The sequence below is a fragment of the Steroidobacter gossypii genome, from assembly GCF_016801985.1.
Lineage (GTDB): Bacteria > Pseudomonadota > Gammaproteobacteria > Steroidobacterales > Steroidobacteraceae > Steroidobacter > Steroidobacter gossypii.
Map to the genome: position 1 here is coordinate 179245 of NZ_JAEVLS010000005.1, position 17570 is coordinate 196814.

At 63.6% G+C, this 17570-nt stretch carries 11 protein-coding genes; 1 reads left to right on the plus strand and 10 read right to left on the minus strand.

Going from position 1 to position 17570, the window contains the following annotated elements:
* Window positions 1-285: 285 nt before the first annotated feature.
* A complete protein-coding gene (locus tag JM946_RS21225; protein ID WP_218043041.1) occupies window positions 286-2334 on the plus strand; it encodes an alpha/beta hydrolase family protein in 2049 nt (682 codons plus the stop codon).
* Window positions 2335-2646: 312 nt separating this feature from the next.
* Here JM946_RS21225 and JM946_RS21230 read toward each other — a convergent pair whose 3' ends face one another.
* The 10 genes from JM946_RS21230 to ptsP all read right to left on the minus strand — a co-directional run bounded on the left by JM946_RS21230 (window position 2647) and on the right by ptsP (window position 17543).
* Complete coding sequence (locus JM946_RS21230) at window positions 2647-2913, minus strand: GlsB/YeaQ/YmgE family stress response membrane protein (RefSeq protein ID WP_203169380.1); 267 nt, start codon at window positions 2911-2913, stop codon at window positions 2647-2649.
* An 83-nt stretch (window positions 2914-2996) separates the two neighbouring features.
* The gene (locus JM946_RS21235; protein ID WP_203169381.1) at window positions 2997-3365 is read right to left on the minus strand and encodes a DUF3592 domain-containing protein; all 369 of its coding nucleotides are present in this window, start codon (window positions 3363-3365) and stop codon (window positions 2997-2999) included.
* 172 nt (window positions 3366-3537) lie between these two features.
* The gene (locus JM946_RS21240; RefSeq protein ID WP_203169382.1) at window positions 3538-4491 is read right to left on the minus strand and encodes an MBL fold metallo-hydrolase; all 954 of its coding nucleotides are present in this window, start codon (window positions 4489-4491) and stop codon (window positions 3538-3540) included.
* A complete protein-coding gene (locus tag JM946_RS21245) occupies window positions 4478-7648 on the minus strand; it encodes an efflux RND transporter permease subunit (RefSeq protein WP_203169383.1) in 3171 nt (1056 codons plus the stop codon). The genes JM946_RS21240 and JM946_RS21245 overlap by 14 nt, the downstream gene beginning before the upstream one ends.
* A gap of 2 nt (window positions 7649-7650) precedes the next feature.
* Window positions 7651-8733 carry an efflux RND transporter periplasmic adaptor subunit gene (locus tag JM946_RS21250; protein WP_203169384.1) on the minus strand — a complete coding sequence of 361 codons (1083 nt, stop codon included), beginning with the start codon at window positions 8731-8733 and terminating at the stop codon, window positions 7651-7653.
* Between the two features lie 108 nt (window positions 8734-8841).
* Window positions 8842-9423 (minus strand): NADPH-dependent FMN reductase, encoded by a 582-nt coding sequence (locus tag JM946_RS21255; RefSeq protein ID WP_203169385.1) that lies wholly within the window; start codon window positions 9421-9423, stop codon window positions 8842-8844.
* Window positions 9424-9456: 33 nt separating this feature from the next.
* Window positions 9457-11301, minus strand: coding sequence for a sensor histidine kinase (locus tag JM946_RS21260; RefSeq protein WP_203169386.1), 1845 nt, complete (start codon window positions 11299-11301; stop codon window positions 9457-9459).
* A 133-nt stretch (window positions 11302-11434) separates the two neighbouring features.
* On the minus strand, window positions 11435-12727 hold the full coding sequence (locus tag JM946_RS21265; protein WP_203169387.1) for a sugar MFS transporter: 1293 nt from the start codon (window positions 12725-12727) through the stop codon (window positions 11435-11437).
* A 363-nt stretch (window positions 12728-13090) separates the two neighbouring features.
* Complete coding sequence (gene nagE / locus JM946_RS21270) at window positions 13091-14839, minus strand: N-acetylglucosamine-specific PTS transporter subunit IIBC (RefSeq protein WP_203169388.1); 1749 nt, start codon at window positions 14837-14839, stop codon at window positions 13091-13093.
* Between the two features lie 46 nt (window positions 14840-14885).
* A complete protein-coding gene (gene ptsP / locus JM946_RS21275; RefSeq protein WP_203169389.1) occupies window positions 14886-17543 on the minus strand; it encodes a phosphoenolpyruvate--protein phosphotransferase in 2658 nt (885 codons plus the stop codon).
* Window positions 17544-17570 lie beyond the last annotated feature (27 nt).

A 17570-nucleotide genomic window follows, 5' to 3' on the forward strand; every position in this document is an offset into this window, starting at 1 on the left:
AAAAGTCTCCGGGCTCGATGCCACCGCCGCGCCCTTCCTCCCATGTCCAAGGCGGGGATTCGTCCCGCCACATCCTATTGGATTCGGCCTATGGACTCGGCAAGCGGCCTCGTGCCACGGGCCTGCCATGAGCGTGGCACTGGCCAATGCCGGTCGCAATAGCTGCACGGATCGGGCGCTGCACTGGACGCTGCGAGACAGGGACGCTAGCGTACCGGCCCCGTTTTTCCCGCCACCGAGCCCGAGGGATGTATGCGCCCGTTGCCGCTACTCGTTGCGTTGTTGATGACCCTGTCTGTGCCGCTGCCAGCTGCACAGGCCGCGCCGGCCGAGGCGCCCAACCGAATCTTCCAGGGCCGCGATCTGTTCGGCCTGCAATATGCGGCTGATCCGCAGATCCGCCCCGATGGCAGCGCGGTCGCCTACAGCCGCCGCTCGTTCGACATCATGACCGACCGCGGCCGCAGCTCGATCTGGCTGATCGACACTGACTCGGGCCAGCAGACCCCGCTGGTCACTGGCGCCGGCTCGCACAGCTCGCCACGCTGGTCGCCGAAGGGCGACCGGCTCGCCTATGTATCCACCGCCGAGGACGGCCGCCCGCAGCTGTTCGTGCGCTGGATGCAGAATGGCCAGGCCGCCAAGCTCGCCGAGCTGCTGGACGCACCGGAATCGCTCACATGGTCGCCGGACGGCAAATGGATCGCGTTCACCATGTTCGCGCCGGATTCCAAACAGCCGCTGGGCGAGGCTCCGCCCAAGCCGGAGAACGCGCAGTGGGCGCCGCCACTGGAAGTGATCACTGATATCGTCTACCGCACGGATAGCTCCGGCTACCTGAAGCCCGGCTACACGCATGTCTATGTCATCGCCGCGGACGGCGGCGCTCCGAGGCAGCTGACATTCGGCGCGTTCGACGAGTCCGGGCCGTTGTCGTGGGCGCCGGACGGCAGCTACATCGTGGCCAGCGGCAATAGAAACGAAAACTGGCGCCGCGAGCCGGTGAACTCCGAGCTGTATCGCATCTCGATCGCCGACGGCGCGATCACGCCGCTCACCACGCGCAACGGTCCGGACACCAATGCGCGCGTTTCGCCGAACGGCAAGCACATCGCGTATCTCAGCTTCGACGATAAGTTCATGGGTTATCAGAACCTCGAGCTGTACGTGATGAATGCCGACGGCAGCGATGCGCGTTCGTTGACTGCTTCACTGGACCGTTCCGTGGATCGCGTCGAGTGGGCGCCCGATGGCCGCAGTCTCTATATTCAATATGACGATCAGGCCGTCACCAAAGTCGCTCGCGTGACGCTCAACGGTCGGGTGACTCCGGTTGCAGAGGGCTTGAGCGGCTCCGCGCTCGATCGTCCTTACACGGGCGGTGAATTCACCGTCGCGAACGACGGCACCATCGCGTTCACCAGCGGCACCGGCGCGCGGCCGTCGGATATCTCCATCGCTCGCGGAGGCCGCACAAAGCAGCTCACTGCTTTGAATGAAGGGCTGCTGGGCGGTAAGACGCTGGGTGAAGTGCGGGCGCTGGAGGTGAAGTCGTCCTTCGATCAGCGTGACATCGATGCGTGGCTGGTGTTGCCGCCCAACTTCGACCGCAACAAGAAATATCCGCTGATCCTGGAGATTCACGGCGGACCGTTCGCGGCTTATGGCCCGGTGTTCTCCACCGACAATCAGTTGTACGCCGCGGCGGGTTACGTGGTGTTGTACACCAATCCGCGTGGCTCGACGTCGTATGGCGACGAATTCGCCAACCTGATCCATCACAAATATCCCGGCAACGATTACGACGATCTGATCAGCTGCGTCGATGCAGCCATCGCGCAGGGCTTCGTCGATCCGAACAATCTGTTCGTCACCGGCGGCTCCGGCGGCGGCGTGCTCACCGCCTGGATCGTCGGCAAGACGAACCGCTTCAAGGCGGCGGCCACGCAGAAGCCGGTGATCAACTGGGCGTCCACCGTGCTGACCACGGACATCGCCACGTTCATGCCCAAGTACTGGTTCGACAAGATGCCTTGGGAGGATCCGGATGCGTACTGGTCGCGGTCGCCGCTGTCTCTGGTTGGCTCGGTGAAGACCCCTACCCTGGTGGTGGTCGGCGATCAGGACTTCCGCACGCCGCTCTCCGATTCCGAGCAGTACTATCAAGCGTTGCAGCTCGCGGGCGTCCCCACCGGCCTGGTCAAAGTCCCCGGCGCCTCCCACGGCGGCTTCACCGCCCGCCCCTCGCAGTCGGCCGCCAAGGCGAGCGCGATTTTGGCGTGGTTCGAACGTTATAAATCCAAGCCTGCCTCGGGCTCTCAGCCCGCTCCTTGAACTTTCGCTGATTTTCGTTTTCGTTCGAAGACCCACCCCCTAACCCCCTCCCGTGCTCGGGAGGGGGAATAGATATTTTTATCTTTCGCCTGCGGCGGGCTTTCCGGAAAAGGAAAGCCGACTATGTGTGTGCTCACTAGTCCCTCCGTGCCGAAGGGGGAATCGGTTCTTCGCCTCGACGCCTCTTAACGCCACCAAGAGCAGCGGAGGCCGCACACCCAACTCCGTAGACCCGTCAACGAAGCAGCGCCCCAATAAAAAGGCCGGGCTAACAAGCCCGGCCCGTTTGCATTTCGACCCGGAAGAATGCGCTTAACGCACGCTACCGCGACGGAACAAGTTGACGATGGCCAGCAAGATGACAGCGCCCAGCAACGAGACCAGGAAGGTCGCGAGCGAGATGCCCTCGTTGATGGTTCCTACGCCGACCATCGGCGAAACAATGAACCCCGCCAGCAACGCGCCGACGATGCCCACGATCACGTTCAACAACACACCTTGCTGTGCATCGGTGCGCATGATGATGCTGGCCAGCCAGCCAACCACGCCGCCGACGATCAACCAAACGAGAATACCCATAAGACCCTCCTCCGGGGCGTCGTAACCAGTGTCAGCGACGAAATGAGGGGGCCTGGGGGTTGGTTCCGTAACGGCCGGTCGATTTAGTCAGTAAATCGGGACACCAGACGTGCGATGACCGCCTGCTGCGGCTGGTCCGGTAAATAACGCACGGACACAGTCGCTCCGACCGCCGGCAAAGAGGCGCGCAATTCGCCGGCCGCGCGACGGTCGACATGACAACCGCGCACTGTGCCTTCGATGCCGACCGGCTCGAATTCGAAATAGATGCGCGTGAAAGCGCCCCACAGCTTGGGACGCCAGACATGCAGGACGCGGCCATGGGCGACCTGGCCTCGTTTCAAAATCTCCTGCTGCAACCTGGCGGCGCGCGACACGCTCAACGACGACAAAATCGCCGCGACCATGGCGCCCGAGAGGAAGGCGATAATGGGCATCAATTCTGCAGACATTGCTGAATCCACGACGAAGGGGCGGCACGCGCAGAATGCGGGAGACGCTCTGCGACAATCAGCGCAGTGGATCACGAATCCGCGCGCATTACCTTCAGGCAGATCCTGAATAATGGGCGAACGATGTTTCCTGACATCGATGTTTGCTCAGGTCGAGCGTATTTTTCTTACATCATTGTTTGTCGAGCCAGGCACCCAACCCTTGGGCGTTCAGCTCGATATCGGTCGCCAGCGCTTCGCGTAGGAAAGATTCCGGCAAGGTCGACCCGCAGCGACGCAGCTCGGCGATATAGATGTCGGCGAACGCCCGTCTCAATTGCTCATGCCGATCCGCCACCCGCGACAGCTCCCGTGCGGCGTCGACCATGGCATCCACCTGCGCCAGAAACTGCACTGCCAGGGCTTCCGGATTGCCCACCGCGCCGTAGTGGGTCAGATACATCAACGCCGGCCGCTGAGCGAGCAGCCGTGCCACCGACTCATGCAGCGCCTTTGGATCGAACTGAATTGGCGCGGTTGCAGGCACCACGTAGGGCCCGCGAGGCGTGTGCAGCTCGGGATAGGCAAGGCCGAAAGTGTCGCCCGTAAACCAGCCCTGGCTCGCCTCATCCCATATGCAGTGGTGATGTTTCGCGTGACCCGGCGTATCCATGAAGCGCAGCGGCCGTCCGCCCAAGGAAACAACCATCCCATCGCTGGTCGTGGTCACCCGCTCCTCCGGCACCGGCACGAGCTCGCCGTAATCACGATTCGCCACCTCGACCCCATACACGGCGCGCACTCCTTCCATGAGCACCGTGGGATCGATCATGTGACGCGCGCCCCGGGGATGAATCAGCATCCTCGCGTTCGGCAGCTCTCGCATCAGCAACCCCGCGCCGCCTGCGTGGTCCAGATGCACATGCGTCGGAATCACGTAGTCCACGGCGCTTCGCTCCAGGCCCACCGCCTCCAGTGCGGCCAGCAAGCGAGGCACGGCAGCGTTCGGGCCAGTATCGATATATGCCGCGTGACCGTTCTCTACGATCAAATAAGCGGCATCGAAGCGAGGCCGGACGAAGCCGGTGTCGATGACCGTGATGCCGTGCTCGAGGTGTTGGCAGAACTCGGTGCTAGTGGCGCTCATGAGGCTCGTTGTGCAGTGGATGAACCGAGCCGGTCCCGGCCGACGGCCGGTGCTGGCCCAGCATTCGATCCAGCATGCGGCTGACATGCTCGGGCGACTTGGTGCGCCGGGCAAAAATGGAATAAACCGCCGGCACCGCGAACAACGTCAGGAACACCGAAACGATGGTGCCGTAGAACACCACGATGCCGATAGGAATGCGCTGCTCGGAGCCGGCGCCCGTAGCAAACAACAGAGGCAGCGCGCCGAACGCCGTACACAAGCTGGTCATGAGCACCGGCCGCAGCCGCGTTTCGGCCGCCTTCACCACGGCCTCGGTGAACTCCACGCCGCGATCTCGCAGCTGATTGGCGAACTCGACGATGAGCACACCGTTCTTCGCCGCGATACCGATCAGCATCACCACGGCGATCTGACTGAAGATGTTGATGCTCTGGCCATACAGTTTGAGGCCGAACACCGCGCCGAGCAGCGCCAGCGGCACCGTCACCATGATGATGGCCGGATGCACGAAGCTTTCGAACTGCGCCGCCAGCACCAGGAACACAACGGCCAGCGCGAAGAAGAACGTCAGATACATTTGCTCGCCGGCGCGCAGGTACTGCTCGGACTCGCCGTCCCACATCACCACCGCTTCGGGAGGCAACTCGCGCGCGGCAGTCTCTTGGAACCACTCGATCGCATCACCCAGGGTATAACCCGGCGCGAGATCGCCGCGGATTTCCACCGAGCGCAGTCGATTGAAACGCGGCAACTGCACGGCGCCGGCCGTCTCCTCGACCTGCACCACGTTCGACAATGGAATCAGCGTATCGCCGCGCGCCGAACGCACACGAATGTTTGTTAGATCGGTGATGGTCTCGCGCGCATCATCGCTGGCTTGCAGGATGACGTTGTACTCGCGACCGCGATCGACATACGTCGTGACGATGCGCGAGCCGAGCACAGTCTCGAGGGTGCGTCCGACCACTTGCAACGAAACGCCCAACTCCGCCGCGCGGCTGCGATCGATCGAGACACGCAACTGCGGCTTGCGCTCTTTGTAACTGTTGTCGACATTGCGCAGGCCCGGATACTGGCGCGCCAGGTCCAGCATCTTGTTCGACCAGACCGCCAGCGACTCATAATCCGGACCGCCCAGCACGGCCTCGAATGGGCGACCCGAACCGCGCCGACCGAGGCTGCCGAATTGATTGGCCATGGCGCGCACGCCGGGCATCGCCTGCTGCGCCTGGCTCACGATCGCGTCCTGAATCTCGCGCGCCGAGCGCTTTCGATCGTGCCAGTCGGTAAGCATCATGAAGACACGCGCCGAGTTCACATCGCCCGTGCGCACCTGGCCGCCGCCGGCGCCCGGCACTCGCAGCAGGATGTGTTCGATATCGCCGTGCGTCTGCTGTTCCTTGAGTGCGATGGCTTCGAGCTTCAGAGCGTACTGATACATGTGATCGAAGCTGGTGCCTTCCGGCGCTTCGATGCTGACGCTGGCGCGACCCGAATCGGCCAGCGGCGTGAACTCCGACGGCACCGAGCGGAATGTCACTGCGCCCAACACCACCAGGCCACCGACTGCGCCGACGATCAGCCAGGGACGGCGAATCAGCGAGCGCAGGCGTCGGTCATAAACTTCGGAGAGCCGGCGGAAGAAGCGATCCACGCCCTGGGCGAAGCGATTGCGATGCAGCTCGGGCAGCTTGGAGGCCAGCATCGGCGTGAGCGTCAGTGCGACCAGCGCCGAGAACAACACCGACGCCGCCAGAGTGAAGCCGAATTCGCTGAACAAACGTCCCAGATCGCCCGGCAGGAATGAGATCGGAATGAACACGGCCGCGAGCGTCAAGGTCGTGGCAATAACCGCGAAACCGATCTCGCTACTTCCAGTAACCGCAGCAACCAGCGGCGGCTCGCCCATCTCGGTGCGACGATGCACGTTCTCGAGCACCACGATGGCGTCGTCCACCACCAGACCGATGGCCAGCACCAGGCCGAGCAAGGTGAGCACGTTCACCGAGTAGCCCAAGGCATACATCACCGTGAACGAGGCGATGATGGATACCGGAATGGTCACGGCCGGGATCAGTGTCGCGCGCAGGCTGCCCAGGAACGCATAGATCACCAGCAGCACCGACAACAGTGCGAACACGACCGCGATGATCACCTCACGCAGCGCCGCTTCGATGGCAATGCCGTTGTCCACGCCGACCTGCAACTTCGCGCCGCGCGGCAAGGTGTCCTGCAAACGATCGATCTCGGCTCGAACGCCGCGCACGATGTCCAGCGTGTTCGCTTTCGACTGAGCCTCCACCGCCATCGAAACGCCGGCCTCGCCATCGAAGCGAGCTGTGGCGCGATCGTTCTCCGCCGCCAGCTGCACCTTCGCGACTTCGCTCAAACGAATCAAATGACCGTCGGAGCCGCGCGCGATCACGAGATCGCGAAAGTCCTGTTCATCGTCCAGGCCGACCAGGGTGCGGAGCGTGAACTCGCGCGTTTTGGATTCGATACGTCCCGCGGGCAACTCGACGTTCTCACGTCGTAGCGCGTCCTCGACGTCGGTCACCGTCAACTGGCGCGCCGCCAGCGCCTGGCGATCCAGCCAGATACGCATCGAGTAGCGCCGTGCGCCGTTGATGGAAACGCGCGCCACGCCGGGCACCGTAGAGAGTCGGTCGATCAGATTGCGCTCGGCGTAGTCGGTCACTTCCAGCACCGACATGTTGTCGGAGCTGAACAGGATGTACATGACCGGGTCCGAGCCCGCATCGGCTTTGAGCACCTCCGGCGGGTCCGCTTCTTCCGGCAGATTGCCCAGCACTCGCGCCACTCGATCGCGCACGTCGTTGGCCGCGCCGTCGATCTCGCGATCCACGTCGAACTCGATGCGCACCGAGGAGCGCTCGTCCTCGCTGTCGGACTCGATCTTGAGAATGCCCTCGATGCCGGCGACCGAATCTTCGATCACCTGGGTGATCTTGGTCTCGATGACCGCGGCCGAGGCGCCCGTATAGGTGGTGGTGACCGACACCACCGGCCGATCGATGTCGGGATATTCGCGAACCGCCAGGCGTTGCAGCGACACCAGGCCGAAGATGATCAGCAACAGACTGATGACGGTCGCGAAGACCGGGCGGCGAACCGACAGCTCGGACAGCTTCATGGTCAGGAACTCGTCTGTTCGGCCTGGGCTTGCGACTGTTGCTGCTGCTCGCGCACCGGCCCGCCATCGCGCAGGTTCTGGGTGCCTTCAACCACCACGCGCTCGTGTTCCTTCAAACCTTCGAGGACTTCCACTTCGCCTGGCCGACGCTTGCCGAGCTTCACCTCCCGGCGCACCGCCTCGCCATTCTCGACGACGAACACGAAGGTACGGCCCTGCTCGGGCACGATGGCCGCTTCGGGCACCAGCAGCGCCGGCGTCTCCTGGCCCTGCATCCTCACCGTCATGAACATGCCCGGCCGCAGCTCGCCCTTGGGATTCGGCAGTTCGGCGCGCACGGCGATGGAGCGGCTCACCGGATCGATGCGCGAATCGATCTGGGCGACTTTGCCAGTGAACTCGCGTCCCGGCAGCCCCGCGGTCGCTGCCCTGACCGCCAGGCCTTTGTCCAATACATACAGATAGGTTTCCGGGACCGTGAAGTCGAGCTTGATCACCGAAGTGTCGTCGAGCGTGGTGATCACCGTGCCCGGGCTCACCAGACTGCCGACACTGACCCGACGGAAACCGGTGTTGCCGTCGAAGCTGGCGCGAATGATGGTGTCGGCCAGCCGCGCCTTGGCCACATCGACGCGCGCTTGATTGCCTTTCAACGTCGCCTCGATCAGATCGAGCTGTGAGACCGACAACGCCTTGCTGGTGTAGAGATCCCGGCTGCGCTTGAAATTGTTCTGGCTTTCGGCGAGCGCGGCCTCCGCTTCAGCCAGCGCCGCGCGCTCCTCGGCGTTGTCGAGTTCCACCAGCACCTGGCCCCGGCGCACACGATCGCCTTCCTCGAAACGAATCGCACTGATGGTGTTCGACGCCTTGGATGTGACTTCGACGGATTCATTGGCGCGGGCCGTACCCACCGCCTCGATCTCGATGCCGAGCGGTTTGATGAGGGCTTCGGCTGTGACGACATCGATGACTTCCGGCCCACCGCCGCGGCCCGCGCCTGCCTGTTCACGCGAGCAACCTGCGACGGCGATCACGAGCATCGCGCACAGGGCCCACTGCAGCGGGCGGGAACCTCGATCGGGCATGGAATCTTCCGTTGTCTTGTCGCAGGAGTGAGACGCCATGGTACCCGCCCTTACGCAGTCGCGGGGGTAACTGATAAACCTTTAATGCTCGCGCCGGCCTTGCGGAATTTATGCGGCAAAACGCCGTGCGAAGCCAACAACTTGCGCGGCCAGCATCTCGAACTGAGTCTGGCTGCGCGCATCGATGCAAACGCCTGCGGCATCGAAAAGAGGCAGCGCTGTGTTCAGGGTTACCCCGAGTGGGGTAGGCCAACCGCGCAGAGCGTGCACGATGGTGCGCACAGAAGTCAGTGTCGTCCCTGCACCCTGCCATCCATACGCCGTCACAATGCAGCCGACCGCGCGACCATCGAGGTAGGGTCGTGGCTCGTCGCGCAGGTCCTCGAGCAAATCGATGGCGTTCTTCAGCAACCCGGACATGCCGGCGTGATAGGCGGGTGTGGCCAGGATCAGCCCATCGGCGTCGCGCACGGTAGCCACGAACTGCTGCTGCTCGGGTGTTCGGGCCGGCTCCTCCGGCGAATACAACGGCAACTCTGCGAGCTGCGCGCCGGCGATGACTTGGACCTGCGCACCCAGGCGCTCGGCCGCGGCCAGACAGGCCAGCAGGCACTTTTCGGTCGAGGAACCTGGCTTGGTCGTGCCGCCGATCCCGACGATGCGCGGTGGCGAGGCAGACGGATTGAGCATCGAGCGGCGGACTCCGTTGTTTGGAGTCTCACCTTAGCACCGGCCGTCGTGGCTGGTCATTGCCGTGACGACTTCCCTGGAGCTCACCACCGCGGCTGGCAGAGTGAAGCGGAAGATGGCGCCGCGGCCCGGCTCGCTGTCGACCGTGATCTTCCCGCCATAGCGACGCACGATGCGCGCCACGATGGCCAGGCCGATGCCCACGCCGGGAAAGTCGGCCGTGCTATGCAGACGCTGGAACGGTTCGAACAGCCGCTGCGAGCGGGACATATCGAAGCCCGCACCGTTGTCACGCACCGAGAACACGACGCCGCCCGTGGCTTGCGTGCAGCTCACTTCGACGCGAGCGTTGTGCGTGCGGCTGGTGTACTTCCAGGCATTGCCCAGCAGATTGCCGAACAGAATCTTCATCAGGCGCGGATCGGCGTTCACCACCAGGTTCGACTCGACGCTGCAGTCCACCCGATGCTTGGGATATTGCTGGCGCAGGTCCTCGACCAGGGTGCGCGCCAACGCCGAAATGTCGACCCGTTCGTTCAACAGCTCCTGTCGCGAGACGCGCGCCAGCGACAGCAGGCCGTCGATGATTTCCGAAGAGCGCGTGACATTGGATTGAATGCGATCGATGCGCTGAGCGATCACATCGGGCTTCGCTCTCGCCAGATCGTCCCTGAGCAGATCGTCCCTGAGAAGTCCGGCCTGGCCTGCGATCGTTCCGAGCGGCGAGCGCAGATCGTGCGAGGCCGAGGCGGTGAACGCTTCCAGCTCTTCGTTGGTCAGCGCCAGCTGATGATTGGCTTCCTGCAACTCGTTGGTGCGCGCGGCAACCCGGCTTTCCAGTTCGGCATTGAGCTGCCCGAGATTGGTGTTGGCGCGTTCCAGGCGATTGATGAAGTGACGTAGCAGCACGCTCAAGCCGATGAACAGCACCGAGATGCCGACCAGCACGACTGTGAGCCCGCGCGTGCGGTCGTGCCAGGACTGCAGCACCGCTTCCTTTTCGCGGCTGGCCGAGACGGCGAGGCGATAATCGTTGAGGCGACGGATGGCGTAGATCCAGGTGCCGTTGGCGAACGGGCTGGGCGCCTCGAGGAAGCCGCCCTCCGCTGCCAGCTCGATGGCGCCCTTGAAGACCTCGCTGTCGCTGACGTTGATCCGACCGTTGTGGGCCATGCTCGGCATCGGCACTCGTAACAACAGATCGCCGCTGGTCGAGGTCACGCTCAGCGCGCCGTCGCGGATCGCCATCGTTTCGTACAGCTGATCCAGTGCGTCGACCCCGAGCAAGGCGCCGGCCCACACCGTGGCGCCTGAACGATCGATGGTGCGCACGGCGATGGGGAAGGCGCGCTGATCGGATTGGATGGGATCTTCGATGGTGTTGCCGATGAACACGCTGCGCTTGTCTGCTATCGCCGCTTGCAGCCAGGCCGGTGGCGCTTCGAGCATCTGCACGTCGCGATTGCGGACGGCGGCGACGAATCGATTCGGCGTCATCACGAACAACGCGCGCACATACTCGCCAACGCTGAGCTCACGCGCCAGCAACTCGGCCGCGGTTTCCGGCGGGGTCGCATGAATGCCGCCGTTGGCCTCGATGTTCTGGGCCGCGGTGCGCGCCGCGCCGAGGCTGTCGTTCAGCACCGCCTGCAAATGAACGTACATGCCGGCGGCGAGGGCTCGCAGCTCGTGGCGTGCGGATTCGAGCGTCTCGGCCTTGTCGCTGTACACCCGCCAGGTGGCATAGCTCCACAACGCGACGAGAATGAGAACAGCTTGCGCAACCACCGCTCGCTTCACGAGCATCGGCAGTGCGCCGTCGATGAATCCTCGCTGATGCGTGCGTCCTGCTACGCGCTGCCAGTTGCCTTCCGTCATTACTTGCCCGTGCGGGGTTTTCTTCGCGGCGGCAGTCTCTCACGCAGGCGTAGATCCCGCCACCGAGATCGGACGCTGGCTGCGCCCGATGTCTCGGTGGCTCGACTGTTGATGAATCAGCCTGAGAAAGCCGTCACATATTGGCGCGCGCCCGATCCGCCGAGTTGTTTGCCGAAATGTCTGCATCGCGCACGCTGCGGACCACGTGGCCCTTCAAGCCGTAGAACACGATGTAGGCGTAGCACAGCGCCGGCACGAAGAACGACGAGAGCAGGCTCATGGTGTCGGCGAAGTAACCCTGGATCACCGGCACGATGGCGCCGCCGACGATGGCCATGCATAGCACGCCCGAGCCTTCGCCGGTGTGTCGACCCAGCTTGGCCACGCCGAGAGTGAAGATGGTGGGAAACATGATGGAGTTGAACAGGCCGATGCCCAGCACCGCCCACATCGCCACCTTGCCCGCGGTGGCCATCGCAATCAGCAGCAGCGCAATCGCGCAGGCCGAGTTGAACGCCAGCACATGACCTGGCTTGACCTTGCGAAGCACGGCCGCGCCGATGAAACGACCCACCATGGCGCCACCCCAGTACAACGACAGATAGCCACCCGCCACATGCTCCGGCAGGCCACCCACCTCGGGCTGCGCCATGAAGTTCACGAGGAAACTGCCGATCGCAACTTCCGCGCCCACATACATGAAGATGGCGACCGCCCCGAGCACCAGGTGCGAGTGCTTCCAGACGCTGGGAACATCGTGCTCATCGGCGCTCGCGGTGGTCGCATCCGTGCCCTTGACCACGGGCAGCTTGAATCGCGAGAACACGATGGCAATGGCGAACAACAGGCCGGCGAGGATCAGGTAAGGACCCTGCACGGTTTCGATCTCTTTGGCCGTATCGACCGGCGCGGCCGCGCTCACCGCCGCCGTCAGGATGAAGATCGAGCCCAGAAATGGGCCCACCGTGGTGCCCAGCGAATTGAAAGCCTGCGTGAGATTGAGCCGACTCGCCGCCGTCGCGCTGGGCCCGAGCACCGTCACGTAGGGATTGGCGGCCACTTGCAGCAGGGTGATGCCCGAAGCCAATACAAACAAGGCCGCCAGAAACAGCGGATACGACTGCATCGAGGCGGCCGGATAAAAGCCCAGGCAGCCCACCCCCGCAGTGGCGAGCCCGATGATGATGCCGCTGCGATAGCCGAGCTTTTCCACCAGATAGCCCGAGGGCACCGACATCACGAAATAGGCCCCGAAAAAACTGAACTGGATCAGCATCGCCTGGACATAACTGAGCGTGAAAATCGCTTTCAGGTGCGGGATCAGAATGTCGTTCAGCGAAGTGATGAAGCCCCACATGAAGAACAACGAGGTCAGCACCACCAGTGCAGGCATGTAGCTCGGCGCTCGGCCGTCATCGGCATTCATCGTTTTGATTCCCCCGGATTGATGAGCATTGCTGTCGTTGGATGTGACAACGTTGTCAGCATGCCAGAGAGCGCGGCGGCGGGGAACTGCCTGTGAGCGAACGAAAGCGAAGGGAAGGTGCGGGGCTGAGGGGAAGCCGGGCAAAATAAAAGCATCCGAGTCGGTGGCATGGCTTGCGCCATGCCGCCGTCCCGGACGCACATTTTTAATTACGCACTGGAGTTCTGCGACCCCGGCGTCATTCCCCTGTTGGCCTTCGGTGTGCTTTTTACCCTGCTCGGTGAACTAAAAGCAACTGCGGCAAATCTGCCCTCGGGGCGACCTCCCGAAGCTACCCTCGCGGGCCGCGCGCCGACAACGCAGTCATCCCGCTCGCATGCGGTCTAAATCAGCGAGCACACCCGTAGCCGCAGGGCCAACGAGAACGTGAATACTTTGGGCCATCGGCCTCGCAACTCCGCGAATTCCCGCAAGTTGCGCAAGCTCAGCGGACACGGCTGCATCATCGTGCAGCGTGAAGCACAAGCGGCTGGCCGCTGCTCGCACGTCGCGAATATTTTTGAAGCCCCCCAATGTTTGTAGCAGCTGCGCAGCGGACACTGCGCCAGCCGAGCTCACCGGCGCGGGGGTCGCGGCGTGCGTTGCTGATGACGCAGGAACATTCGCCGGCAGTCTCAGACCGGCACGAATCGAAGAGGCCAATTGATCGGCGATCGGCCCGACCACGACTTGCAACGTTTGTTGCGAGGGTCGCACAAAGCCGCGAGCGCCGAGCGCTTTGAGCGCCGACTCATTCACCGCCTTCTGATCCGCAATCGAAAGCCTGAGCCGCGTGGTGCACGCATCGACGGCGACGAGATTGCCCGCGCCACCAAGCGCACGAATCCAGCCTTGTATGGAATCATCCTGCGTGCTGGCGTCTACACGCGAGCTACCTGCTTCTTCGCTCTCGCGGCCCGGCGTTGCGAGATTGAAGCGCACAATGAAAAACCGGAACAAACCGTAGTACAACGCGAAGTACGCCAGCCCGATGGGCGCCAGCCACAGCGGCTGCGTCGCCTTGGAAAAGTTCAGCAGATAGTCGAACAGGCCGGCCGAAAAGCCGAAGCCGAGCCGCACCTCGAACAGATCCATTGCCGCCATGGCCACGCCGGTCAGCACCGCATGTATGGCGTACAGCACCGGGGCAAGAAACATGAAAGAGAATTCGATGGGCTCGGTCACGCCGGTGAGAAAGGACGTGAGCGCCATGGAAAACAACATGCCGCCGACTGCCTTGCGCCGTTCCGGCAACGCCGTTCGATACATGGCGAGACACGCCGCCGGCAGACCGAACATCATCACCGGGAAGAATCCGGACATGAACGCACCCGCGGTGGGGTCGCCCGCGAAGAAACGTTTCAGATCGCCGGTCACGCCTTGATAGTCACCGATCAAGAACCATGCGACGTTGTTCAGGATGTGATGCAGGCCGGTCACGATCAGCACGCGATTCAACACGCCATAGGCAAACAATCCGATGGAGTCGGATGCGAGCACCGCTCCGCTCGCCGCATCCATGCCCCGCTCGAGGATGGGCCAGCCGTAGCCGAATGCCAACGCGAGCACGATGCCGGCCGTGCCGCTGGCGATAGGCACGAAGCGTCGCCCGCCGAAGAACGAGAGATAGCTCGGCAAGCGGATATCGCTGTAACGGTTGTACAGCCAGCCCGCGATCAGGCCGGACAGCAGACCCGCCGGCACGCTCAACTTGCCCAACTCTCGTTCGCGAAACGCATCGATGGCGAAATCGCGAGCCTGCCCTACGAGCCCGGCGGTGACTTCCGGCGGTATGGCAATCAAGACTTCCGCGCCTTTGGTGGTCACCAGATAGCCGACCACGCTGGCGAGCCCGGCCGCACCGTGATTCTCACGCGCAAGGCCCACGGCCACGCCGATGGCAAACAACAGACCGAGATTGGAGAAGATGGCGTCGCCGGCAGCTGCGACGGCGGGAATGTCGAGCAAGTCCTGCTGCCCGAGCCGTAGCAGCAAGGCGGCCACAGGCAGTACCGCGATCGGCAGCATCAGCGCGCGACCGATCGACTGCAAGCCGGTGATCACGTTTTTCATGCGAGCCCCCTGCAAACTTGTTTGTTTCTTGCGCTGCGCGCGGCTTTCACTGCGCCGGTAGTAAGCCGCGGGCCGGAGTCATGGTTTCATTTGCCAACGCGCGCACCGCTTCAGCTGTATCCAGACTCAACGCGCGCTGAGCCAGTGAGCGGCAGGCCTCGACGGTGAGCGTGCGGATCAAACTTTTCAGCTGTGGCACCAACGTCGGGACTACGGACAACTCACGCACGCCCAGCCCGATAAGGATCGGAACCGCCGCGGGCTCGGACGCGAGTCCGCCACAGACCGCCACCAATTTGTCCTGCTCGTCCGCCGCGTCGACCGTCATCGCGATCAGATTCAAGACCGCGGGGTGCAGGCCGTCGATTCGATGCGCCAACTCGGCGTGGCCGCGATCCATCGCCAAGGTGTACTGCGTGAGGTCGTTGGTGCCGATGGAAAGGAAATCCACCTCGCGCACGATGCGCGCGGCGATGACGGCCGATGATGGCGTTTCGACCATCGCACCGACCTGCACTGGCTCGTTGATGCTCAACTCACGACGCACTTCGTCGAGCATGCGTCGAACGGCGCGGATTTCTGCCGGGTCCGTGATCATGGGCAGCAGCACGCGGCATTGCTCGACCGGGTGCACTCTCAGGATGGCGCGCAATTGCACTCGTAACAGATCGGGCCGCCACAAGCTGGTGCGCACGCCACGGAGGCCCAGCGCTGGGTTCTCTTCTGCGGGCAGCGGCAGATAAGGAATGGGTTTGTCGCCCCCGATATCCAACGTGCGGATGACCAAAGGCCGACCCTCAAGTGCGCCAGCGATGCCTTGGTACTGCTGAAGCTGTTCTTCCTCGCTGGGCGCCGAATCGCGCTCGAGGAACAGAAACTCGGTGCGCAGCAGCCCGCATCCTTCCGCGCCGTGCGCGACGGCGACTTGCGCTTCGGCGATGGACGCCAGATTGGCGAACACTTCGATGCGCACGCCATCTGCCGTTCGACAATCCACGTGAGCGGCGGCGCGCTCGGTCTGTTGGCGCTGGCGTCGCTGCGCCAATGTTTGCTCCGCCGCGGCGAGTGCGATTTGATCGGGCGAGATGCTCAAGTTGCCTTGCTCGGCATCGAGCACCAGCCATGCGCCGTCTTCAACCGCCAACGCGCCTGGCCCCAATGCGACCAGCGCCGGAACGCCCATCGCGGCAGCCAGAATCGCCACGTGCGATGTGGGGCCGCCTGCGGCGAGGCAAATGCCTGCCAGCTTGGTGGCGTCCAGCGAAACGAGTTGCGACGGTTTGAGATCTTCGGCCACCAGGATGGCGCGTTCCGGCAGAGCCGGGATGGCGGTTGGCGCTTCACCATTCAGCGCTAGGAGCACTTGCGACTCGAGATCGATCAAGTCATCGACGCGCTCGGCCATACGGGGATCGCCGAGCGAACGCAGTGTATCCGCGCTGTCGCGCACGGCGCGACGCCAGGCGAAGGCAGCGCTCTTGCCGCGAGAGATGGTGCGACGAGCGGAGGCAACTAGTTCCCAGTCGTCGATGAACTCGAGATGAGCGGTGATGACGTCCTTGGCGGCGCCCTGCGAGTGCTGTGCGAGTTGATTCAGACGCGCGCGAACTTCATCGCGCGCGCGCTCGAACTCGGCGCTCTCGTGACCGATGCCGCGACCGGCCTCGACCACGGCGATCTCCGCTGCCTTCAATGTGACTGCTCGGCCGACCGCCAGTCCGCGACTGGCGATCACACCGCGCAAGCGCCCGCTCGTCGCCGGCGGCGAATCGTTCGCTTCTCGCCCGGCAAACCCTTCCTTCGCGGCCCGAGTTTGGCTGGGATCCTGCACGCCCATTTGTCCCCGCTTGCCGAGAGCTTGAGCAGGGTCCTGCGCGCCGGAATAACCTGCCGCAGGCGAGCGCGCCGACTTGGCCCCGTCGCCCGGTGGGGTGTCAGCCGCATGCGGGGCTTCGGTTATGCCGAGCACCAGTTGTTTCAGGTGCTCGAGCGTAGCGCGAGCGCCCGCGCCGTTTGCGATGAGCGTCATCTCATCGCCGTGCTTGAGGCCGAGGGCCATCAGCGACACCGCGCTGCGCGCATTCGCTGTCCGTCCGTGCGCCAAAACGCTGATCTCAGTCGCTTGTGCCTTCGCGAAGTTGGCGATGACTGCCGCCGGCCGCGCATGAATCCCATGCGCCAATGGGACCACAAAGGTCAACGCCTGCTCCTGACCTGCGCCGCCGGTCGACGCGGACGCCGTATCACCAGCCTCACTCACCACCTTGAACAGCGCATCGCCCACCTCAACGGCCAAGCCAACGCAGGCGTCAGCAATGGAGAACCGGTCGCCGTTAGTGATAAGCATCGGCGTGATCAAACTCTTCGCGCCGCGCGCCAGAACGTCGAGATTGAACTTCAGCAGCGGCTGACCTTGCCGCACGCGCTCGCCGGGTTGCACGAGCGCCTCGAATCCCTCGCCATTCAGCGCTACGGTGTCGATACCGACGTGCAAAAGAATCTCCGCGCCGATATCCGCGCGCACAGCAACGGCGTGCTTCGAAGCCGCTACCGAAACGATCTCGCCATCGCAGGGCGCATGCAGAGTGTCGCCGGTGGGATCGATGGCGACACCGTCGCCAAGCAATCGTTGAGCGAACACCTCATCCGGCGTTTCATCGAGCGGCGCGCACCAGCCACTCAACGGTGAATGCAGCGTCAGCATGCGGAGGGCTCCCGCTCGACAGTCATA